Origin of the sequence: Streptomyces sp. NPDC013457, from assembly GCF_043089925.1 — a bacterium.
In the GTDB taxonomy this organism is placed as follows: domain Bacteria; phylum Actinomycetota; class Actinomycetes; order Streptomycetales; family Streptomycetaceae; genus Streptomyces.
The window spans coordinates 292574-313952 of the sequence record NZ_JBICBL010000007.1 but is presented as its reverse complement, the minus strand read 5'-3'; the positions used below and the strand labels follow the sequence as shown (position 1 = coordinate 313952).

Here is a 21379-nt window from a genome sequence, read left to right as displayed (position 1 = left end):
GGACTGTGGTCCGGAGCACACTCCGGGCATGGACAACGCACTCCCGCCCGCCGACGAGCTGGTGCTCGTCGACCGCGAGCTGGCCCGACTCGACGCCCGCCGGTCCCAGTTGCTGGCCCGCCGGGCCTGGCTGTTGCACGTGCTGCGCGCTCCGGCGGCGTTCCCGGCGCCTCCGCGGGCCGTGGCCGGGCCGGTCGGGGACTCGACGCCGCGCAGCGCGCAGAACGTGCTGCTCACCCTGGGCGGGGTGCTGCTGACGATCGCGGCACTGGCCTTCACCCTGGTCAGCTGGGGTTCGATGGGGATCGGCGGCCGTGCGGCGGTGCTCGCCGCGGTGACGTCCGCGGCACTGGTGGTGCCGGTGGTGCTGCTGCGCCGGGGGCTCGGCTCCACGGCCGAGGCGGTCGCGGCCCTGGGTCTGGTGCTCATGGTCCTGGACGCGTACGCGCTGCACCGGGTGGCGCTGCCGGACACCGACGGTCCGGCCTTCGCGGCCGTGGCGTCGGCCGTGCTCGCGGGCGCGTGGACGGCGTACGGAACGGTCCTCGGGCGACTGCGGCTTCCGCTGCCGGCCGCTGTCATCGCGGCCCAACTCCCCCTGCCCCTGGCCGTCCTGGCCGCGGACGGCGGTCCGCTCGCGCTGGGCTGGGCGGCGCTGGCGACGGCGGCCCTGGATCTGGCCGTGGTGCTCCGGGCGAAGCCGGCGCCGGTACGGGTGACGGCGGGCGTGGGGGCGGGCGTCCTGGGCGGCTGGGCACTGCTCGCGGGCGGCGGGCTGTCGCTCTCCTCGCCGGTGCCGGCGGGCGCGCTGCTGGTCGCCGGTTCGGCGGTGGCCCTGGTCGTGGCGTGGAGGGCCCCCCGTGCGGCGGTGGCCGCGTCGGTGGTGGCGGGGCTCGCGGTGGTCGCGGCGGCGGGCGGGGTCCTGCGCCTGGTCCTGCCGGGAGACTGGGAGGTCCCGGGGTACGTGCTGTGTGCGGTGGCGCCGGCGTGCGCACTGCGGTCGGCGGCCCCGCGCGGGGTACGGACGGGACTGGCCGCGGCGGGCGCCGGGGTGCTGGCCCTGGGCGTGCTCTGGTCCCTCCCGCCGGTCGGGGCGGCGCTGCTCGGCCCCGTGGCGCGGACGGCCCCGGTCTGGTCGGGCATCCACGCGGACCGCGTTCTGGCCTGGTACCCGTCGACCGCGCCGGTGGTCCTGATCGTCGCCGCCACGGCTTTCGCCGCCCTGCCGCGCCTCTGGTCCCGTTGCACGGCTCTCTTCCTGGCCTGGGCGGCCCTGACGGCACTCCCGCTCTCCCTGGAACTCTCCTACGGGGCCACTCTGGCCCTCCAGCTGGTGACGACCACGGCAGCCCTCGCCCTGGCGTGCCGCCCGACGCTCCTGACGCGCGGCCTGCCGTCACCGGCCGAGAGCGCCGCGCGACCGCCCGACGAGGTCTCCGGGGCCGCCACCCGGACGTCCGACGACGCCGAGACGGCAGCCGAGCGCCCGGACGCAGCCGGCCCTGAGGGCTCGTGGCACGGGTGGGGGCCGGTGCGTCCGGCGGCCGTGACCACCACCGTGCCGCCTCGTGAGGTGTTCGGGTGGAGTGCGTTCGGGTGCGGGCTCGTCTCCGCCCTGAGCACGGTCGCCGTGGCCCTGGACACGCGGGGAGCGACCTTCGGGGCGCTCGGAGTCCTCCTCGGACTCTTCGTGGCGGGAGCGTTGCTCTCCGACGGCGCCCGGCGAGCCGTCGCCGCCTGTGCGGCGGTCGTCGTGGCGACGGGCCTGGTCTCCGCCGGGGCGGCCACGGCGGGCTTCCAGGCTCCAGGCACCGCCCTGGCCCTGCTCCTGGTCCCCACCGCCACCGCCCTGCTCGGCGCACGTCTCCGGCGCCATCCCGTCGCCCTGCCGGTGGAGGTCACCGGCGCCGCCGTGGCCCTGTTCGCGGTCACGACGGCGGCCACCTCCCGGCCGGCCGTCCTGGCGCTCACCCTCGCGCTTGCCGGCGTGATCGCCGCCGCCACGGCCGTCAGGCCCGAGCGCCGTCCGCTCGCCTCGTGGACCGCGGGGGCGCTGTTCCTCCTGGCGACCTGGGTGCGACTGGCCGCCTGGGAGGTGACGACACCGGAGGCGTACACGCTGCCCGTCACCGCGCCCGCCCTCGTGGTCGGCGTGCTCAGGCGGCGCCGCGACCCGCAGGCCTCGTCCTGGGTGGCGTACGGCCCCGGTCTCGCCGCCACGCTGGTACCCGGTCTCTTCGCCGCCTGGGCCGACCCGGACTGGCCGCGCCCGCTACTGCTAGGCGTCGCCGCGCTCGTGGTGACCCTGCTGGGCGCACGGTTCCGGCTCCAGGCCCTGCTGGTGCTCGGCGGTACGGTCCTCGCCCTCGACGGGCTGCATGAGCTGGCCCCGTACGTCGTCCAGGCCGTCGGCGCGCTCCCCCGCTGGCTGCCGCCCGCGCTCGCCGGTCTGCTGCTCCTGGCCGTCGGGGCGACGTACGAGCAGCGGCTGCGGGACGCCCGTCGGCTCCGGGAGCGGCTCGGCCGCATGCGGTGACCGGCGGCCGCCGTGCCGGGCAACGCCGAAGGCCCGGAGACTGGATCCAGTCTCCGGGCCTTCGGTCCGGGTGGTGGGCGATACTGGGTTCGAACCAGTGACCTCTTCGGTGTGAACGAAGCGCTCTCCCACTGAGCTAATCGCCCGGGCGCACCGCAAACATTACCGCATGTCAGGCGGTGCCCCGACCGTCCCCCGGGTCAGTCGTCGATCTTCCACGGCATGACGAAGCCGTACTTCCAGAGGTAGAAACCGAGCAGCGCTCCGACGATGACCAGACCGATCGTCGTCAGGATGATGTTGCGCCGCCGGACCTTCGGGTCGAGCGCGCGCTGTGCCGCCTCGGTGACCTTCCGTTTCGTCCAGCGGAGCACGAGCTGCGCCCAGACGAACTCGGTGGCCCAGATCGCCATGCCGCCGAAGATCACCAGCCAGCCGGGGCCCGGCAGGGGCAGCATGACCACACCCGCGCCGACCACCGCCAGTCCGACGATGAAGACGCCGACCTGCCAACTCATGTGCAGGGTCCGCCGGGCCTTGATGAACTCGGGGGCCCTGGATCCCAGCTCGGATTCCCCGTCGGCCGCGGACTCCCCGGTGCGCTCGTCACTCTCCGCATTCATGGTCCCAATTTACCGGACCCAGCGACCTCACTCATATGGCGGTATTACCGAAAGTTACACGCGCCCATACGAGCTACCTGAACGATCACAAAACAGACAGAGGGGTTTACAACGGCACCGTAGGTGGCATGTCGATTTCGCCGACGTGCGAATCCCCGAGCGCACACTGAGCGAAAGGCCCTGGCGCTTATGAACACCACGGTCAGCTGCGAGCTGCACCTGCGCCTCGTTGTGTCGAGCGAGTCCTCACTGCCTGTACCCGCGGGCCTGCGGTATGACACGGCCGATCCGTATGCCGTGCACGCCACCTTCCACACCGGAGCCGAGGAGACGGTCGAGTGGGTCTTCGCCCGCGACCTTCTCGCCGAAGGGCTGCACCGGCCCACCGGCACCGGCGACGTCAGAGTCTGGCCGTCCCGCAGTCACGGTCAGGGCGTCGTCTGCATCGCGCTGAGTTCCCCCGAGGGCGAAGCCCTGCTCGAGGCCCCGGCGAGGGCCCTGGAGTCGTTCCTGAAGCGGACCGACGCCGCGGTTCCGCCCGGCACCGAGCACCGCCACTTCGATCTCGACACGGAGCTCTCGCACATCCTGGCCGACAGCTGAGCCAGGCCGAGAGCCGCACGGCGCCGTCCGACTCGGGGCGACGGCGCCGCGCGGACAATCGCATACGGCAGACATCGGCGTCCTCACCGCGCAGCCGGCGCGGAGGAGGGCGCCGACGCCCGTTTCGGGGCCACCGACCGCGGGCCACGATCGCGGGCACGCGCCCGGAGCGGGGTTTCGGCCCCGTACCGGCCCGCTTTCGGACCTCTCCCGGGCCCGCGCGGCGAAGCCGCGCCGGCCCGCTTTCGGACCTCTCCCGGCCCCGCGCGGCGAAGCCGCTAGAGTCAGCGCACATCTGCGGGCACCCGCCCGCAGCAGGCCAGGGAGCGAATCGTGCTGATTCCCCACGACACCCGGATCGCCCTCGACACCGTCGTCGATCTGATGAACACCGCGCCCCAGGGCGACCGCGAGGACGAACTCGTGGACGTCCCGGCGCTGCGCACCTTCGTGCGGGCCCACGACATCAGCGACGTGCGCGAGCTCGACGAGGACGACCTGAAGGCAGTCCAGGGCGTACGGGCCAGGTTCGCGGCGATCTTCGCCGCGCCGGACGCCCGGATCGCGACGACGCTGATCAACCAGCTCGTCGCCGCCGCCGGCACGACGCCGCAGCTCACCAACCACGACGGCTACGACTGGCACGTGCACTACTTCGCACCCGGCGCCTCGGTGGCCGACCACCTCGGTGCCGACTGCGGCATGGCCCTGGCGTTCATCATCGTGGCGGGCGAGCAGGAACGGCTGCGGCGCTGCGAGGCACCCGACTGCGGCCGGGCCTTCGTCGACCTCTCCCGCAACCGTTCGCGCCGTTACTGCGACAGCCGGACCTGCGGTAACCGACTGCACGTCGCCGCGTACCGGGCGCGCCGCAAGGAAGCGGCCGGCTGAGCGGCCGCGTGCCGCATCACAGCAGGAACAGGTCGTGCACGGCGGCCGTCAGGAGCAGAAAGCCGATCACCGCGAGGAAGATCATCAGCGGTGGCTGGGAGAGCGCGAACAGGCAACCGCGCGGCTCTTCGGTGGGGGCGGGGGCGTGATCCCGCGAGGTATCGAGCATCTCGGGGGCGATCATGGCGCAGCACCCCGCGGGACGGCCCGCAACACGCCCCTCGTAAGGGGGAGTTCATCACATCCCGTGGATGGGGCGCCCTCTCAGATGCCGTGCTTCTTCAGAATCGCCTCGATGTCGCTGAAGTCGTCCGCCGCCGCGGCGCTCTGCGGCTTCGGGGTCGCGCCGCGCTGCCCACGGCCCAGCGTGGGCGCCGAGGCGGCCGGGGCGACGACACCGGGCTCGGCCTTCCCGCCCTTCTCGACCTCCTGGCGCCCCGCCCTGCGCCGCTCGACGGCGCGTGTGGAGACGAAGAGCAGCCAGGCCGCGCCGAGCACGCCGAAACCGGCCCAGGCGGTCGGGCTGAAGGCCGTGTCGAAGGCCCACTCCACCGCCCCGGTCATCACCAGGCCGATGGGCACCAGGGAGTAGGCGGCGATCCGTGCCGCGGCGAGGAAGCGCTTGCGGTACGCCGTGATCGCGGCGATGCCCAGGCCCGCCACGGACACCGCGGAAAAGATGGTCTCGGCGAGCATGCGATCCTCCAGCGCCTGGTGCGATACGTCCCTTCCATCCTGCACCGCCGGAGCGGCCCACGGCCATGTCTCCGGGCGGACCTCAGGGAGATCTCCGGGTCGCCCCGGCCGGATCTCCTCCCCAGGTCCCGGTTGGGCCGGGCCGGCCGGGGCTGGAAGACTGCCCCCATGAGCGACTCCACCACCCCGTCCGCCTCCCCCGTCACCGTGGAGGCCTGGTTCGACCTCCAGTGCCCCGACTGCTTCCGCGCGCTCGACGACGTGCGCGCGCTGCGCGAGAAGTACGGCGACCGGATCGACGTCCAGCTGCGGCACTTCCCGCTGGAGAAGCACAAGCACGCCTATGCCGCCGCACAGGCGGCGGAGGAGGCCGCCGAGCAGGGCAAGGGCTGGCCGTACGCGGAGGCGCTGCTGGCCAGGACCGCGGAGCTGGGCGAGCGCGGCGAGCCGGTCCTCCTGGACGTGGCGCGCGAACTGGGCCTGGACGCCGAGGAGTTCGACACCGCCCTGATCGACGGACGGCATCTGCTGACCGTCGACGCCGATCAGGCGGAGGGCAAGGCGATCAAGGTCACCGGCACTCCGACCTATGTCGTCGGCGGCGAGCGCCTGGACGACGGCCAGAGCCAGGACGGTCTGCGCGCGCGCATCGAGGAGATCACCGACCGCCTGCTCGCCGGCTGACTGACCGCGCCGGGACGGCCGGGGGGTGCCCGGCGGAGGACCCCTAGAGCAGCGGCTTGAAGCTGTTGACGTGCGTCGTCCGGTAGCCGAGCGACTCGTAGAGCCGGATCGCCGGGGTGTTGCCCGTGAAGACGTGGAGTCCGAGCCGGTCGCCCCCGGCCCCGAGCGTGTCCCGCTCGGCGAGCAGCATCAGGGCGCGGCCGTAGCCGTGGCCCCGGTGGCTCTCGGCGACCTCGATGTCGTAGACGTACCTGCCCTGGACACCCGGCTCCAGCTCGCGGGCGCCCGTCCATACGTGGCCGACGGTCTCCCCGTCCCGCACCGCCACGCTGATCGCCGCCCCGGGTGAGCGCAGACCCTGCGGCAGCAGCTCGCGGTGGCTGGCGTCGGCCTTGGCCCGGGCCTGCTCCTCGGGAACGCCCCGCTCCATCCAGCTCTGTGCGAAGCCCTCCTGGGCCTCCGCCTTCCACGGCCCGAACTCCGCCTCCGTCATCGGGCGGACCTCGAGACCTCCCGGCAGCGCCGGAGGCTCCGCCGGGAGGTCCTTGACCATGTTCCGGCTGCGCTCGGTGTAGCCGAGGGCCACCGCCATCCGCAGCGCCGCCTCGGTCCGCGCCGGTACGGAGATCTGGACCTCGCGGCAGCCCCAGCCGCGCAGCACCTCCTCGGCGGCGAGCGCGGCGACCGTGCCCCGGCCGCGACGACGGTCCTTCTCGTCGATCCCGAGGTCCTCGATCACTCCGGCACCGGCTCCGAAGCCGGGTGCGGTGGTGAGGCGCACGGAGCCGACACGGCGGCTGTTCACACAGACGTCGTACGCGCGTGCGCGCCCGCCGTCGGGGGTCTGCTGAAGCGGCTCGGCCGGCCGCAGGGTGGTGGTCATCACCGGTGTTCTACCCACCCGGGCGCCCGTCCGTCATCCCCTTATCGCGCGTGCGGGTCCGTGTTCGCCGCCGCGTGCTCGCCGAAGATCCTCATCGCCTTCGCCGTGACCGGCCCCGGGGACAGTTCACGGTCGTCGACCCGGTGCACGGCCTGGACGTCGCGGAGGGTCGAGGTCAGGAAGATCTCCTGCGCGCTCTCCAGGACGTCCAGCGGCAGGTCGGCCTCCACCGCGCCGGTCCACTCGACCGTGAGGGCGCGGGTGATGCCGGCGAGGCAGCCGGAGGAGACGGGCGGGGTGTGGATGCGGCCGTCGATCACGACGAACACGTTGGACCCGGTTCCCTCGCAGAGCTGCCCGACCGTGTTGGCGAACAACGCCTCTGAGGCACCCTGTTCGCGCGCCCTGGCGAGGGCGACGACGTTCTCGGCGTACGAGGTGGTCTTCAGGCCGGTCAGCGCGCCTCGCTCGTTGCGGGTCCAGGGGACGGTGACGACGGCGGTGGAGTCGGGGCGGCGGCCCGACTCGCCGAGGCCCACGACGAGGCTGGCACCCTCGTCTCCCCGCTCGGAGCCGAGCGGGGAGAGACCGCCGGTGTACGTGATGCGGAGCCGGCCGAGCTCCATCGGGTTGGCCTCCAGGACCGCGGAGCAGGCGCGGCGGACCTCGTCGAGGTCGGGATCGGGCAGGCCGAGGCCGCGCGCCGAGCGGGTGAGGCGCTCCAGGTGGAGGGTGAGGGCGAAGGTCTCGCCGCGGACGGCCTTGACCGTTTCGAAGACGCCGTCGCCGACCGTCAGCCCGTGGTCCAGGACGGACACCCGGGCTTCCTCGGCGTCGCGCAGTCCTCCGTTGACCCAGATTTTCATCGAGAAATGGCCTTTCCGCTCGCCTCGTACGCGCCCGACGCTACCGCCAGCAGCCGGGACGCCTTCAACTCGGTCTCCGCCCACTCGCGCTCGGGGTCCGACCCCCAGGTGATGCCGGCGCCGGTGCCGAATCGGAGCACGCCCTCGGGGCGGTCGATCCAGAAGGTCCGTATGCCGACCGCGAGCTCGGCGGTGCGGCGGTCGGCGTCGACCCAGCCGATGCCTCCGCAGTACGGACCGCGGGGCGCGGTCTCCAGGGCCTCGATGATCCGCAGGGCGCTCGACTTGGGCGCTCCGGTGACCGAGCCGGGCGGGAACGTGGCGGCGAGCAGCTCCGGCCAGCCCGCCTTCGCGTCGAGTTCGCCGCGGACGGTGGAGACGAGGTGGACCAGGCCCGGGTGCGGTTCGACGGCGCAGAGCTCGGGAACGGTGACCGAGCCGGTGGCGCAGACCCGGCCCAGGTCGTTCCGTACGAGGTCCACGATCATCACGTTCTCGGCGTGGTCCTTCTCCAGCAGGTCCTCGGCGGTGCGACCGGTGCCCTTGATGGGGCCGGACTCGACCGTGGTACCCGTGCGGCGCAGATAGAGCTCGGGGGAAGCCGTGGCGATCTCCACCCCGTGGGCGGGCAGCCGAATCGTTCCGGCGTACGGCGCGGGGTTGCCGCGCGCGAGGAGCGCGGTGAGGGCGTCGACGTCGGCCGCGTCGGGGTCGGGCAGCGGCGCGGTCATCACGCGGCAGAGGTTCGCCTGGTAGACCTCGCCGCGCGCGATGTGCTCACGGACACGGCGGACGCCCGCGGTGTACGCGGCGTGGTCGAGGGACGACGTCCAGTCGTCGGCGGCGGGGCCGCGCCAGGCGCCCGGAGTGGGGGCGGGGACCGGGTCGACCCGTACGTCGCCGAAGCGGGCGCAGGTCAGACGGCCCTCGAAGTCCGCGGATACGGCCCAGAAGCCGGCGGAGTCCAGGGCCGCGGGGTCGCTGGTGACGTCCCGCAGATCGGTCGCGACGAGGCCGCCGAAGCGGGCCAGGGGAGCAAGGTCGTGCACGAATCGAGTCTAGGGCGTGTCCTTCGGATCAGGCCGGATCAGGGAGCGGGGGCTGGTGCGTGCGATCGCCAGGCGGAGGAGGGAGCCGACGCGGAGCGTCGGCGACCGACGACAACGCGGGTGGCGGGCACCCCCGAGCGGCCACGCGAGGCGGCTGCGCGCCACCTCGGGGACACGGGGAGTGAACGACCTCGGGGACACGGGGAGTGAACGACCTCGGGGACACGGGGAGTGAACGTCGCGCGAACGGTCCCGGTCACCCGGCTCCGTGCGCAGCTCAGCACGCTGCGGAAACGCGTTTTTGTGCTGGCCCAGGAATCCGCTAGAGTTCAACACGTCGCCGGGACGCGCAAGCGGAACGGAAACGACAAGCGGACGTGGCTCAGTTGGTAGAGCATCACCTTGCCAAGGTGAGGGTCGCGAGTTCGAATCTCGTCGTCCGCTCGATGTGGGGGATCTTCCCGAACCCCTGTATTCACTCCTGGTGGAGTGGCCGAGAGGCGAGGCAACGGCCTGCAAAGCCGTCTACACGGGTTCAAATCCCGTCTCCACCTCCAAGCGCGATTAGCTCAGCGGGAGAGCGCTTCCCTGACACGGAAGAGGTCACTGGTTCAATCCCAGTATCGCGCACGCAGAACAACCGAAGATCCGGTCCGCATGGACCGTCCCGCGCGATTAGCTCAGCGGGAGAGCGCTTCCCTGACACGGAAGAGGTCACTGGTTCAATCCCAGTATCGCGCACGCAGCAAACCCCTGGTCCTGTATGGTTTGGGACCGTCCCGCGCGATTAGCTCAGCGGGAGAGCGCTTCCCTGACACGGAAGAGGTCACTGGTTCAATCCCAGTATCGCGCACCATACGACGGAGCCCCCGGTCGCCTCTCGCGACCGGGGGCTCCGTCGTGTCCACCGTGGCTCAGGAGGAGAAGAGCATCCGGCCGAAGCCACGCTGGTGGTGGTGACCGCCGTGGTGGCCGCCGTGGTGCGGGGCTCCCCACGCGGGGGCCGCGGGGGCACCGTGCGCCGGGTAGGCCGGCGGGGCGGGCGCGGGCGGAGCCTGCTGCACCCACTGGGACTCGAGCCGGGTCAGGGCCTCCAGCTCGCCGTAGTCCAGGAATATCCCCCGGCATCCGCTGCACTGCTCGATCTGGACGCCGTTGCGGTTGTACGTGTGCATCGCTGCGTGGCACTTGGGACACTGCATGGTCGGCTCAACTCCCTGCCGTTCGAATGGTGCTTTCAGCTTAGGGGGACGCAGGCCGGGCCAACTCGGTTCGGAGTGAGCCGATTCGGGCACACGTGTCGATCATCACGCCCTCCACCTCATCGAGGGGCCGGCGCTCGGCGGTGGACTTGGCAAGGGCGAGCGCCGCCGTCTGGACGGTCAGGGCGCGGGCGGGGACGTCGAGTTGGTCCCAGGGGTCGTGGCCGGCGACGGCGGGGCCCCCGGCCCGCACGTACGCGTCGAGGAAGCGGGACCAGACGTCGGGGGGCAGGAGGCCGGCGGCGAACCAGGCCGCGGGGCGGGCCAGGTCCCAGGCGGGGTCGCCGAGGCCGAGGTCGTCGACGTCGATGAGGACCCAGGGGCGGCCGGGGGTACGAGGGTCGCGCACGAGCTGGCCGAGGTGGAAGTCACCGTGGCAGAGGAGGCGGCCGGCCGTCGTCCTCCCGGGGAGGGTGCGCCAGGCACTCAGGACGGCCTCGACGGCGGTGCGGGGCGCGCCGTCGGCCCTGCGCATCCGCTCGACCGCGAGCGCGGCCTTGGCTGGGGCCCGCATGGCCGGGAGGCCGGGAGGCGGCGGGGTGCGGTGCAGCCGGGCGAGGAGCCGGGCGGCGTCCTCCCAGGGCGCCGCGTCGGGGGCTTCGGGGTCGACCGGGACGCCGTAGGGCCAGGCGGTGATCGGCCGGCCGGCGACGTGCGGGGCAGGGTGGGCATGGGGCGGGAGCAGGATGCCGTCCAGGGCGTCGAGAGCGGCGACGGCGATCCGGGCCGCGTGCTCCCCGGGGTCGGTGCCGGGGGCGTGGGCCTTCACGACGACCCCTCCGTGGCGGACGACGGTGCCGTCGTCCCGGTCGGCGAGGACGGTACGCGTCTGCGGGGCGCACGGGCAGGACCCGTCGGCCCGGTGCGCGGCGTCGCGCGCGAGGGCGCCCAGTCGTTCGAGTTCGGCCTGCTCCACGCGGGGAGCGTACGCGCCACCGCCGTGTCCGGGCAGGCTCGGGTGCCTCGGCCGGCACCCCGGGAAAGCGCGAGGGCCGGCCAGCTCCCCAGCTGACCGGCCACACGCTGCCGTCCGCCGCACCCCCGTCCCCACGGGGTTGTTGGCCGGATGTCCCCGACCCGGGCCGCTCTCCCGGGTCCGGGGCGCCGCTCAGCGCCCCAGCATCACGCCCACGGACGACGCTTGAGTGACCACTGCGTCCCAGCCGCCGAAGGCGACGACCAGCAGGGTCGCGAGAGGGAGGACCATGGCGGTCGCCACCAGGGGGTGACGGCGGGCCGAAGGTCGGGTGCTGATCCGCGGTGCCGAATACGCCATGGGTCCTCTCCTGTCGTGTCTGGCAGCGGCGGGTGTTGACCTCGGGGGACGAGTGCTGCACCCGCCGCTTGACTTCAACACTAGGGATCGGACTCCGCGCGGACGTCATGCCCGCGTACCGATCTCCGGGCCTCCCGGAGGATGACGAGCCACGTTCGGCGTACTCCCCTGGGTGGAGGGGCCGGGCTAGGACTGAGGGTCTTCCCTGAGAGGGACCGGCTGCTCGACCAGTGCGAGGACCCGGCTCGCCATGAACCGGGCCGTCCGGACGACCACCCCGGTGCGCGTGACTTCGCTCACTTCCACGACCCCCCGCCGTACGGCCGTCTCCACCCTCCGACCTGCCCGGGATGCCACCACTTCGTACGTCCGTGTCGTGTCCCCCGCGTCCACGACTATCTCCACACGATCACCCTTCATCGTCCGAATCCCCCTTCTGCGATTGGATGTTGGAGAATCCCGTGGTTCGGACGGGCCTCGGAGCCGTCCTTCTGACCACCCCTCAAGTGTCCTCCCCAGCACTGACAATCGATCCGCGCGCGAGGGCGCGGCCTATGAGCACACCGGGTCGTCAATACGTAAGCTGTGCCACGTCGAACGGACGAGGGGACGGACATGGCGATGATGCGGCTCCGGCGCGAGGATCCGCGGATCGTCGGGTCGTTCCGGCTCCACCGCCGGCTCGGGGCCGGCGGGATGGGGGTCGTGTACCTGGGGTCCGACCGGCGGGGGCAGCGGGTGGCGCTGAAGGTGATCCGGCCCGATCTCGCCGAGGACCAGGAGTTCCGTTCGCGCTTCGCGCGCGAGGTCTCCGCGGCGCGCCGGATCCGGGGCGGCTGCACGGCCCGGCTGGTCGCCGCCGACCTGGAGGCCGACCGTCCGTGGTTCGCCACCCAGTACGTGCCCGGCCCGTCGCTGCACGACCGGGTCGCCGAGGAGGGGCCGCTGCGGGCCGCCGACGTGGCCGCGATCGGGGCGGCGCTCTCGGAGGGCCTGGTCGCCGTGCACGAGGCCGGGGTCGTCCACCGGGACCTCAAGCCGTCGAACATCCTGCTGTCGCCCAAGGGCCCCCGGATCATCGACTTCGGCATCGCCTGGGCCACCGGCGCCAGCACCCTCACCCACGTGGGCACGGCGGTCGGCTCCCCCGGCTTCCTCGCGCCGGAGCAGGTGCGAGGCGCGGCCGTCACCCCGGCCACGGACGTCTTCTCGCTCGGCGCCACCCTGGCGTACGCGGCGATGGCGGACTCTCCGTTCGGCCATGGCAGTTCGGAGGTCATGCTCTACCGGGTGGTCCACGAGGAGCCGCAGCTCGGCGGCGTACCGGACGCGCTGGCCCCGCTCGTGCGGGCGTGTCTGGCCAAGGACCCCGAGGACCGGCCCAGCACGCTCCAGCTCTCCATGCGGCTCAAGGAGATCGCCGCCCGCGAGGCGCAGGGTCTGCCCGCGGGCCGTCCGCCGGTGCAGCGGGAGCGTACGGAGCAGTCGACCGGCAGCCGTCCGACGGAGCGGTACACCGAGCGCACGACGCAGGGTCGGGGCCAGGGCGGGCCCGCCGCACGGCCGTCCGCGCCCCGGACGGGCGGCGGTTCCGCGCGCGCCTCGCAGTCCCGTCCGAACGGGCGTCCCGCGCCGTCCCGCCCCGGTGGCGCGCGCACGACGTCGACGGGCCGCCGTCCGGCCAATCCGCGACTGCTGAGGCAGCGGCTCTTCGTGTTCGTCGTGGTGACGCTGGTCGTCGCCCTGGGGATCGCCGCCGCGCAGGCGCTCCAGGGCTAGGGCGTGGCCGGCGGTCAGTCCTGCGGGCGGCCGCTCGCCACCGCGTAGAAGGCCACGGCCGCCGCCGCGCCCACGTTCAGCGAGTCCACGCCGTGCGCCATCGGGATGCGCACCCATTCGTCCGCCGCGCGCAGCGCCTGCGTGGAGAGGCCGTCGCCCTCGGCGCCGAGCATCAGCGCCGCCCGTTCGAGCCTGTGCGGGGCCGCCACGTCGATCGGGGAGGCCTTCTCGTCCGGGGTGAGGGCGAGCAGCTTGAAGCCCGCCTCCCGTACCGCCTCCAGGCCGCGCGGCCAGGTGTCCAGCCTCGCGTACGGGACGGAGAAGACCGCGCCCATGGAGACCTTCACGGAGCGGCGGTACAGCGGGTCCGCGCAGTCCGGCGACAGCAGCACGGCGTCCATGCCGAGGGCGGCCGCGCTGCGGAAGATGGCGCCGATGTTGGTGTGGTCGTTGACCGACTCCATGACGGCTACCCGGCGGGTCGTACGGAGCAGGTCCTCGGCGCTCGGCAGCGGCTTGCGCTGCATGGAGGCGAGGGCCCCGCGGTGCACGTGGTAGCCGGTGACGCGCTCGGCGAGCTCCGGCTGCACCGCGTACACGGGCGCGGGGACCTCGTCGATGACGTCCCGCATGGCGTCGACCCACTTGGCGGAGAGCAGCATCGACCGCATCTCGTACCCGGCCTGCCGGGCCCGGCGGATGACCTTCTCGCCCTCGGCGATGAACAGCCCCTCGGCGGGCTCGCGCCTGCGGCGCAGCTCCACGTCGGTCAGGCCGGTGTAGTCGCGCAGGCGCGGGTCGTCGGGATCGTCGATCGTGATGAGTTCGGCCACGAGGTGATACTGCCTTGTCCGGGATGCGGTGCCAATGTGTGCGACGAGGGGTTCGATCACCCCCGGCCACGGGTCACTTCACGAGCTTGTCGGGGCTCTCCGTGACCACGTCGCCGATGACGATGACGGCCGGCGGGCGGACCTCCTGGGTCCGCACCGTCTCCGCGACCGTGGCGAGCGTCGCGTCCACGCGGCGCTGGGCGGCCGTCGTGCCCTCCTGGACGAGGGCGAGCGGCGTCTGAGGGGACTTGCCGTGGGCGACGAGCGCCTCGGCGATCTTCCCGATCTTGTCGACGCCCATCAGGATCACCAGCGTGCCGGTGAGCTTGGCGAGCGAGGCCCAGTCGACCAGGGAGCGCGGGTCGTCGGGCGCCACGTGGCCGCTGACGACGGTGAACTCGTGGGCCACGCCGCGGTGCGTGACCGGGATGCCGGCCGCGCCGGGAACGGAGATCGAGCTGGAGATGCCGGGGACGACGGTGCAGGGGATGCCCTCCGCCGCCAGCGCCTGGGCCTCCTCCATGCCGCGGCCGAAGACGAACGGGTCGCCGCCCTTGAGCCGCACCACCGACTTCCCGGCCTTGGCGTGCTCGACGAGCGCGTTGTTGATGGCCTCCTGCGCCATGAACCGGCCGTACGGGATCTTCGCCGCGTCGATCACCTCGACGTGCGGGGGCAGCTCGTCGAGCAGGTCACGGGGGCCGAGGCGGTCGGCGATGACCACGTCGGCCTCGGCGAGCAGCCGGCGGCCGCGGACCGTGATCAGGTCGGGGTCGCCGGGGCCGCCGCCCACGAGCGCCACGAAGGGGGTACGGGAACGGTGCTGCGGGGCCGCGAGGGAACCGTCCCGCAGGCCCTCGACGATGGCGTCCCGCACGGCGGCGGAGCGGCGGGGGTCGTGGCCGGTGAGCACGGCCACGGTCACGCCCTCGCTGCGGCCGGTGGCCGGGGTCCAGGCCGTGGCCGCGTCGGCGTCGTCGGACCGCACGCACCAGGTCTTGGTCCGCTCGGCCTCGTCGGAGGCGGCGGCGTTGGCGACGGGGTCGCTGGTGGCCACGAGGGCGTACCAGGCGTCGGCCATGTCCCCGTCCTCGTACCGGCGCCGGACCCAGGTGATCTCGCCGGTCTCGGCCATCACCTCGACGGACGGGGTCGCGGACGGGGAGATCAGCGTGACGTCGGCGCCGGCCGCGACGAGGGCGGGGAGCCGGCGCTGGGCGACCTGGCCGCCGCCGAGGACGACGACCCGCCTGCCGGAGAGGCGGAGGCCGACGGGGTAGGCGGGGTACGCGGCGGTCTCGACGGGGTCGGCCATGGGTGTGCGGCTCCTCGGAGAGGCGGGGTACGGGGCCGCTGCGGCGGTGAAGCGGCTGGTGGGACGCGGTGCGTGATCGGTGCCCACGATATCGGTCACCGGGGACGGGCGGCCTGTGACGGATGTCCCTGCCCGTGGAGCCCGGGAGGGACTCGCACCGGGCCGTGGTGATGTGCCCACCCGTTCCGCGGCGCGGGACGGGTGGGCACGGCGGTCACGACGGGGTGGCTACTTCTCCGTCACGCCCGCGGAGTCGAACGTCGCCACCTCGTGCATCGCGCGGGCCGCGCTCTGGACGATCGGGAGGGCGAGCAGGGCCCCGGTGCCCTCGCCGAGGCGGAGGTCGAGGTCGACCAGCGGGCGCAGGCCCAGCTTGTTGAGGGCCGCCACGTGGCCCGGCTCCGCGCTGCGGTGGCCCGCGATGCAGGCAGCCAGGGACTCGGGCGCGATCGCCCGGGCCACGAGCGCCGCCGCGCCCGTCGAGACGCCGTCCAGGACGACGGGCGTACGCAGCGAGGCCGCGCCCAGGATCAGGCCGACGAGCGCCGCGTGCTCCAGGCCGCCGACCGCCGAGAGGACACCGATCGGGTCCGCCGGGTCCGGCTTGTGGAGGTCGAGGGCGCGTCGCACCACGTCGACCTTGCGGGCGTGCATCTCGTCGTTGATGCCGGTGCCGCGACCGGTGACCTCGACCGGGTCGACCCCCGTGTACACGGAGATCAGCGCCGCGGACGCGGTGGTGTTGGCGATGCCCATCTCGCCGGTCAGCAGGGCCTTGTTGCCCGCCGCCACGAGATCACGGGCGGTCTCGATGCCCACCTCGATCGCACCGAGCACCTCCTCGCGGGTCATCGCGGGACCGGTCGTGAAGTCACCCGTGCCGGCGCGGACCTTGCGCGGCAGCAGGCCGGGCGTGGCCGGCAGGTCGGAGGCGACACCCACGTCGATCACACAGACCTCGGCGCCCACCTGGTTGGCGAAGGCGTTGCAGACCGCTCCCCCGCCGAGGAAGTTCGCGACCATCTGGCCGGTCACCTCCTGGGGCCAGGCGGTGACGCCCTGGGCGTGCACGCCGTGGTCGCCGGCGAAGATCGCGACGGCTGCGGGCTCCGGGACCGGCGGCGGGCACATCCGGGAGAGCCCGGAGAGCTGCGCGGCGATGATCTCCAGCATGCCGAGCGCCCCGGCGGGCTTCGTCATGCGCTTCTGCCGCTCCCACGCCTCGCCGAGCGCCTTGGCGTCCAGCGGGCGGATGTTGGCGACGGTCTCCTGGAGCAGGTCGTGCGGCTCCTCGCCGGGCAGTGCCCTGCGGCCGTACGTCTCCTCGTGGACGACCCAGGAGAGCGGGCGGCGCTTGGACCAGCCCGCCTGCATCAGCTCGGGCTCCTCGGGGAACTCGTCGACGTAGCCGACGCACAGGTACGCGACCACTTCGAGGTGCTCGGGCAGGCCGAGGGACCGCACCATCTCGCGCTCGTCGAAGAAGCTGACCCAGCCGACGCCGAGGCCCTCCGCGCGGGCGGCGAGCCAGAGGTTCTCGACGGCGAGCGCGGAGGAGTACGGCGCCATCTGCGGCTGGGTGTAGCGGCCGAGGGTGTGCCGGCCGCCCCGTGTGGGATCGGCGGTCACCACGATGTTGACCGGGGTGTCGAGGATGGCCTCGATCTTCAGTTCCTTGAACTGCTTCGCCCGGGCCTTCGGCAGCGACCTGGCGTAGGCCTCGCGCTGGCGCTGGGCGAGCTCGTGCATGCTCCGGCGGGTCTCGGCGGAGCGGATGACCACGAAGTCCCAGGGCTGGGAGTGGCCGACGCTGGGGGCCGTGTGGGCGGCCTCCAGGACGCGCAGCAGCACCTCGTGCGGGATCGGGTCGGAGCGGAAGCCGTTGCGGATGTCGCGGCGCTCGCGCATGACGCGGAGCACGGCCTCGCGCTCGGCGTCGGCGTATCCGGGCGCCGGTGCGCCGGCGGGCTGCTCGACGTCCGCCGTCTCGGCGTCCGCCGTCTCGGCATCCACCGTCTCGATGTCCGCCGCGTCGATCTCGGCCGCCTCGGTCTCGGCCGCGTCGGTCTCGACCGCGTCGGTCTCGGCCTCTTCGTCCGCCGCGGCGGCGGGCGCCCGGTCGGCGAGGGCCACGTCCGTGTGCTGCTGCTCGACCGCGTCCTCCGGGGCGGCGGGCTCCTGGACCACCGGCTCCTCGGCGACCGCGACCGCCTCTTCGGACGGCGCCTGCGCCGGGGGCTCCTCGACCGGCTCGGCGTTCTCGATCGGTTCGGCCGAGTCGGCCGACTCCGCCTGCTCGACGACCGGTTCCGCTGCGGTGAGCTCCTCGGCGACCTGCTGTTCCACGACCGGCTGTTCCACGACCGGCTCGTCCGCCACGGGCTCGGCGGCGACCTCGGCGGCCTCGGGCTCCTCAAGCGCCTCGACGGCGGCTTCCTCGGCCTGCGGTACGGAAAGGGCGGCGGCCGGGCCGCCGTCGCGCGGCGCGGGGACGACCACGGGGGCCTCCTCCACGGGCGCCTCGACCGGCACGGCCTCCTCCGCGGGCGCCTCGGCGACGGGAGCCGCCTCGGCCACGACGGGCTCCTCCGCCACGAGGGGCTCCTCCGCCACGGCCGGAGCCTCGGCGACGGGCTCCTCTGCGACGGGCTCCTCGGCCACGGGGGCCTCGGCCACCGTCTGCTCGGCGGCATGCGTCGGCGCCAGGTGCGGGGTGGTCGGAACCGTGCCCTCGACCTGGACGAACTGACCGACCGTTTCTGCGGGCATCGGCTGCTGCACGGGCATCTGCGGCTGCGAGTCCCACGGAACGGCGCCCTGCGGCGGCGTCTCGCCGAGCTGCGCGGCGACCGGGGCGGCCGGCTGCTCCTGGGGGATGTCGAGGTACTCGGGGCCGGTGGTCGGCGGACCCGCGACCCGGCTGGGGACGGGGGTGGGCGCCGTCGCGGCGACGGGGACCGGGACCGGCGCGGCCATGGGCGCGGGCGCCGGAACGGCGGAGGCGGGACCGCGGTCGGCGAGGGACCGTACGACTCCCCCGTTGTTCTCCGGCACGGGCGGACCCAGGTGCAGGGGACGGCGGGCGGGCGGCGGGGTCGGGGCGGAGGTCGTCGGCGGCACGCGGACGCCGCTGAGGTCCACCGACCCCGAGTCGCGGCCCGCGGCCTCGTGGGCGCCGGTGTCGAGGATCCCGGGCTCGTAGCCGTGGTCGGTCACGACCTCGGCGCCGTACGGCTCCTGGGGCGCGACGGGAACGCCGTGCGCGGGGGTGGAGACGCCGTGGTGGACGTTCTCGGCCGCCATCGGCATGCCGTGGGCGGCCTCCGGGGCCGTCGGGACACCGTGCGCGGGGGTGGAGACGACCTCGTGCGCGACCGGGGCGGCGGGGGCGGCCTGAGGGGCCGCGGCGGCCATCGGGGTCTGAGCGGCCAGGGCGTCGGCGATCGGTCCGGCCAGCGGGTCGGTCAGCGGGTCGCCGAGCGGCGGCAGCTGGCCGGGCATCATGCCCTGCGCGGTCACCTGGGCGGGAACGGCGACGGGCGGTGCGGGCACGGAGCCGGGCTGGTGCTCGCTCCACGCGCCCTGCGCACCCGGCATCAGGAGCAGATCGTCGTCGTCGGCTGCGCTCTCGGAGGGGTCCAGGAAGGTGTACGCGCCCGGAGCGGGGATGCCCGGCTGCTCGACCATGCCTGCGTTCTCCGGCAGCCCCTCGCCCGGGACCTGGCCGGTGTCCGTCATGCGTACCCCTCGCCCATCGGTTGTGCTCCTTCAGACCTTCGCCCGTCAACAAGAACGAGCGTGCGCGCCGTGCGGCACGAATGACGCGCGGACACCCCAGCATTGTCGCGGCCAACGGCCGTCATGACAGGCGGATCCGGCACGGTTTGCTGTGGACTGCGCCACGTCGCGCGTCCCCCGGTTGCTCCGTACCACATCAGCGGCCGGAAGCGGCCACTACGTCCGGACATCGACGAACAAAAGGCCGACGGTCCGGGTGCGGTACGACGATCGGCCAGCCTACCTGGCCGGGCGGGGCGGCTCGATCACGGGTGGCCTCGCTCCAGCGGGACCAGGGCGTGCCGGACGCCCCTGGCCGGACGGGATTTTCGCAACACGCCCTAGAGCGGGGCCGACCTGCGCCCGGAGAGCAGGAAGACGACGGAGCGGTCGCGTTCCGACCAGTCGCCGGGGTCGAGGTCGACGCTCTGGAGCAGGGCGCACTCGAGGGTGTAGCCGCCCTCGGTGAGCGCGGCGCCGATGGCCTCGGCCTCGTCGCGGGTGGAGGCGTGGGCGACGATCCGCTCGGGCCTGCGGTCGGTGCAGGCGGTGACGACGGGTACGCCACCGCCCCCGATCCGTACGACGTCGGGTTCGGGGAGGCGCTCCAGGACGTGCGGGGCACGGCCTCGTACGGCCTGGAGCTGGACGCCGTGGCGGCGGGCGGCGGCCTCGGTGCGGGCGCAGGCGTCCGGGTCGGCGTCCACGGCGATGACCGCGGCGCCGAAGCGGGCGGCCTCCACGGCGAGCGCGCCGCCGCCGCAGCCGATGTCCCAGACGAGGTCGCCGACGCGGGGGCCGAGGCGGGCGAGCTGGGCGGCGCGCAGGGTGGGGTCCTCGCCGCTGCGACGGGCGGCGGCGGGGTCGTCCGGGGGCAGGGCCCAGCCGCGTACGGCAGGGGTCTCCTGGCCCATCAGCCAGCCTCCGGGCGGGGCGCCGGCCGTGCCGCCGATGACGATGACGACGTTGGGGTCGCGCCAGGCGTGGTCGGCGGCCTTGTCGGAGGTCAGGACAGTGACCTGCTCGCGGTCCGTCCCGAGCTCCTCGCAGATGACGAAGGTGCGGTGGACACCGTCGAGAAGGAGGGCGAGTTCGGCGGGTCCGGCACCGGGCGAGGTGAGGACGGCGACCTTGGGGTGGGCGCGGCAGACGTTGACGGCGCGGCGCAGGGTGCGCTGGTGGGCGACGACGATCCGGGCGTCGTCCCAGGGCATGCCGGCGCGGGCGAAGGCGGCGGCCACCGAGGAGACGGCGGGGACGACCTCGACCTCCAGGCCGTGCTCAGGGGCGCGCAGGGTGCGGACGACGCCGAAGAAGCCGGGGTCGCCGTCGGCGAGGACGACGGCGGTGCCGCGGTGGAGGGCGATGCGGCGGGCGGCGAGGTCGACGCTGCCGAGGCGGATCCTCTCGGCTCCTCGCGGGACCTCCGGCAGGGCGAGGTGGTGCGCGGCGCCTGCCACGAGCGTGGCGGCGGAGAGCGCGGACCGGGCCGCTTCGGTGAGGGGCGAGCCGTCCCAGCCGATCACCGTGACCCGGTCGGCCATCGTCGTCTGTCTCCTGAGGTCTCGTCGCAGGTCGGGGGCGTGTCGAGGGTACCCGGCTTCGGTTGCGGGCTCAGCTCCAGTCGGTGAAGGAGGAGTAGCCGGCCTCCGCCATCTGGTCGGCGACGCCTTCCAGGTCCTCGGGGAGCAGTCCCCAGACGATGAAGTCCGTGCGGAGGTCGGCCCAGGTGCCGTCCTCGGTGCGGGTGCGGGCTATGCAGGCGCCGCGCAGGACGCCTTCGCTGATGCATCCGATCTTCTGGGCGACCTGCTGGGAGGCGGTGTTGTCGGCCGCGGTGCGCAGCTCGATGCGTTCGATCCCCTGGTCGCCGAAGAGCCACTGGGAGGTGGCGAGGGCGGCTTCGGAGGCGTATCCCTCGCCGCGGGCCCAGGGCGCGACGATGTACGACATCTCCGTGGACCTGACGTGCCAGTTGGTCTTGCCCAGCTGGACGATGCCGACGAGGCGCTGGGTGAGGAACTCGGTGACGGCGAGGTCGAGGCCCCGGCCGGCCTCGCGCTCGGCGGGGGCGTACTCGGTGATCCAGCGGAGCGCGGCGTCCTCGGTGAAGGGCTGGGGGACGGCCGTCCAGGCCGCGACCATCTCGTCGTTCATCATCTCGGCGAGGGCGGGCGCGTCCGCCTCTTCGAGCGCGCGCAGCACCAACCGGTCCGTGTTGATGGAGATGTCCGGAAAGGTGGTAGTCATGCGCAGCTCCATGCCGTGGACCGTCCGAATCGACCGTGAACGCACAGCATGCAGCA

The 21379-nt window shown here is 73.7% G+C and carries 20 protein-coding genes and 6 tRNA genes; 10 read left to right on the top strand and 16 right to left on the bottom strand.

Annotated features, from left to right (window positions below):
* The first annotated feature begins 28 nt into the window (after positions 1-28).
* Positions 29-2536 (top strand): SCO7613 C-terminal domain-containing membrane protein, encoded by a 2508-nt coding sequence (locus ACF1G2_RS20980; protein WP_391799710.1) that lies wholly within the window; start codon positions 29-31, stop codon positions 2534-2536.
* Between the two features lie 71 nt (positions 2537-2607).
* On the opposite strand, the gene ACF1G2_RS20975 is transcribed toward ACF1G2_RS20980, so the two are convergent.
* Together ACF1G2_RS20975 and ACF1G2_RS20970 are read right to left on the bottom strand one after the other, a co-directional pair.
* Positions 2608-2682, bottom strand: a tRNA-Val gene (locus ACF1G2_RS20975).
* Positions 2683-2736: 54 nt separating this feature from the next.
* The gene (locus ACF1G2_RS20970; protein ID WP_391799709.1) at positions 2737-3159 is read right to left on the bottom strand and encodes a TIGR02611 family protein; all 423 of its coding nucleotides are present in this window, start codon (positions 3157-3159) and stop codon (positions 2737-2739) included.
* Positions 3160-3348: 189 nt separating this feature from the next.
* Between ACF1G2_RS20970 and ACF1G2_RS20965 the strand changes: the two genes are divergently transcribed.
* Together ACF1G2_RS20965 and ACF1G2_RS20960 are read left to right on the top strand one after the other, a co-directional pair.
* Complete coding sequence (locus ACF1G2_RS20965; RefSeq protein ID WP_015032345.1) at positions 3349-3762, top strand: SsgA family sporulation/cell division regulator; 414 nt, start codon at positions 3349-3351, stop codon at positions 3760-3762.
* A 333-nt stretch (positions 3763-4095) separates the two neighbouring features.
* A complete protein-coding gene (locus ACF1G2_RS20960) occupies positions 4096-4653 on the top strand; it encodes a CGNR zinc finger domain-containing protein (protein ID WP_391799708.1) in 558 nt (185 codons plus the stop codon).
* A gap of 16 nt (positions 4654-4669) precedes the next feature.
* Here the strand turns inward: ACF1G2_RS20960 and ACF1G2_RS20955 are convergent, their stop codons facing one another.
* Positions 4670-4837, bottom strand: coding sequence for a hypothetical protein (locus tag ACF1G2_RS20955; RefSeq protein ID WP_352186628.1), 168 nt, complete (start codon positions 4835-4837; stop codon positions 4670-4672).
* Between the two features lie 80 nt (positions 4838-4917).
* A complete protein-coding gene (locus tag ACF1G2_RS20950) occupies positions 4918-5349 on the bottom strand; it encodes a hypothetical protein (protein ID WP_391799707.1) in 432 nt (143 codons plus the stop codon).
* Between the two features lie 168 nt (positions 5350-5517).
* Between ACF1G2_RS20950 and ACF1G2_RS20945 the strand changes: the two genes are divergently transcribed.
* On the top strand, positions 5518-6033 hold the full coding sequence (locus ACF1G2_RS20945; RefSeq protein ID WP_391799706.1) for a DsbA family protein: 516 nt from the start codon (positions 5518-5520) through the stop codon (positions 6031-6033).
* Positions 6034-6076: 43 nt separating this feature from the next.
* Here the strand turns inward: ACF1G2_RS20945 and ACF1G2_RS20940 are convergent, their stop codons facing one another.
* Genes ACF1G2_RS20940 through ACF1G2_RS20930 form a run of 3 tightly spaced genes read right to left on the bottom strand, consistent with a single transcriptional unit; the run spans position 6077 to position 8831 of the window.
* Positions 6077-6916 (bottom strand): GNAT family N-acetyltransferase, encoded by an 840-nt coding sequence (locus tag ACF1G2_RS20940; protein WP_391799705.1) that lies wholly within the window; start codon positions 6914-6916, stop codon positions 6077-6079.
* A 41-nt stretch (positions 6917-6957) separates the two neighbouring features.
* The gene (locus ACF1G2_RS20935; RefSeq protein WP_391799704.1) at positions 6958-7782 is read right to left on the bottom strand and encodes an aminotransferase class IV; all 825 of its coding nucleotides are present in this window, start codon (positions 7780-7782) and stop codon (positions 6958-6960) included.
* Positions 7779-8831: a chorismate-binding protein gene (locus ACF1G2_RS20930; protein ID WP_391799703.1), complete on the bottom strand. Its 1053-nt coding sequence runs from the start codon at positions 8829-8831 to the stop codon at positions 7779-7781. Before ACF1G2_RS20930 ends, ACF1G2_RS20935 begins: the two co-directional genes overlap by 4 nt.
* Positions 8832-9202: 371 nt before the next feature.
* Between ACF1G2_RS20930 and ACF1G2_RS20925 the strand changes: the two genes are divergently transcribed.
* From ACF1G2_RS20925 to ACF1G2_RS20905, 5 genes are all read left to right on the top strand, one after another.
* Positions 9203-9275 (top strand) — tRNA-Gly (locus ACF1G2_RS20925).
* 39 nt (positions 9276-9314) lie between these two features.
* Positions 9315-9388 (top strand) — tRNA-Cys (locus ACF1G2_RS20920).
* A gap of 1 nt (position 9389) precedes the next feature.
* Positions 9390-9461, top strand: a tRNA-Val gene (locus ACF1G2_RS20915).
* A gap of 39 nt (positions 9462-9500) precedes the next feature.
* A tRNA-Val gene (locus ACF1G2_RS20910) sits at positions 9501-9572 on the top strand.
* A 40-nt stretch (positions 9573-9612) separates the two neighbouring features.
* A tRNA-Val gene (locus ACF1G2_RS20905) sits at positions 9613-9687 on the top strand.
* Between the two features lie 58 nt (positions 9688-9745).
* On the opposite strand, the gene ACF1G2_RS20900 is transcribed toward ACF1G2_RS20905, so the two are convergent.
* From ACF1G2_RS20900 to ACF1G2_RS20885, 4 genes are all read right to left on the bottom strand, one after another.
* Positions 9746-10033: a zf-TFIIB domain-containing protein gene (locus ACF1G2_RS20900; RefSeq protein ID WP_361438827.1), complete on the bottom strand. Its 288-nt coding sequence runs from the start codon at positions 10031-10033 to the stop codon at positions 9746-9748.
* A 40-nt stretch (positions 10034-10073) separates the two neighbouring features.
* Positions 10074-11009 (bottom strand): phosphotransferase family protein, encoded by a 936-nt coding sequence (locus tag ACF1G2_RS20895; RefSeq protein WP_391799702.1) that lies wholly within the window; start codon positions 11007-11009, stop codon positions 10074-10076.
* 192 nt (positions 11010-11201) lie between these two features.
* Entirely contained in the window at positions 11202-11369 is a 168-nt protein-coding gene (locus tag ACF1G2_RS20890) for a hypothetical protein (protein WP_352186502.1), read from the bottom strand.
* Positions 11370-11555: 186 nt separating this feature from the next.
* Positions 11556-11789: a hypothetical protein gene (locus ACF1G2_RS20885; protein ID WP_137990476.1), complete on the bottom strand. Its 234-nt coding sequence runs from the start codon at positions 11787-11789 to the stop codon at positions 11556-11558.
* Positions 11790-11984: 195 nt separating this feature from the next.
* On the opposite strand from ACF1G2_RS20885, the gene ACF1G2_RS20880 reads away from it, so the two are divergent.
* A complete protein-coding gene (locus tag ACF1G2_RS20880) occupies positions 11985-13148 on the top strand; it encodes a serine/threonine-protein kinase (RefSeq protein WP_391799701.1) in 1164 nt (387 codons plus the stop codon).
* 14 nt (positions 13149-13162) lie between these two features.
* Here ACF1G2_RS20880 and ACF1G2_RS20875 read toward each other — a convergent pair whose 3' ends face one another.
* The 5 genes from ACF1G2_RS20875 to ACF1G2_RS20855 form a co-directional block, all read right to left on the bottom strand.
* Positions 13163-13981: a TrmH family RNA methyltransferase gene (locus tag ACF1G2_RS20875; protein ID WP_391799700.1), complete on the bottom strand. Its 819-nt coding sequence runs from the start codon at positions 13979-13981 to the stop codon at positions 13163-13165.
* A 73-nt stretch (positions 13982-14054) separates the two neighbouring features.
* Entirely contained in the window at positions 14055-15296 is a 1242-nt protein-coding gene (cobA, locus tag ACF1G2_RS20870; protein WP_391799699.1) for a uroporphyrinogen-III C-methyltransferase, read from the bottom strand.
* A gap of 228 nt (positions 15297-15524) precedes the next feature.
* Positions 15525-19034, bottom strand: a complete 3510-nt coding sequence (gene cobT, locus ACF1G2_RS20865) for a nicotinate-nucleotide--dimethylbenzimidazole phosphoribosyltransferase (RefSeq protein ID WP_391799698.1) — start codon at positions 19032-19034, stop codon at positions 15525-15527.
* A gap of 380 nt (positions 19035-19414) precedes the next feature.
* Entirely contained in the window at positions 19415-20617 is a 1203-nt protein-coding gene (gene cbiE, locus ACF1G2_RS20860; RefSeq protein WP_391799697.1) for a precorrin-6y C5,15-methyltransferase (decarboxylating) subunit CbiE, read from the bottom strand.
* A 70-nt stretch (positions 20618-20687) separates the two neighbouring features.
* Positions 20688-21323, bottom strand: coding sequence for a GNAT family N-acetyltransferase (locus ACF1G2_RS20855; protein ID WP_391799696.1), 636 nt, complete (start codon positions 21321-21323; stop codon positions 20688-20690).
* Positions 21324-21379 lie beyond the last annotated feature (56 nt).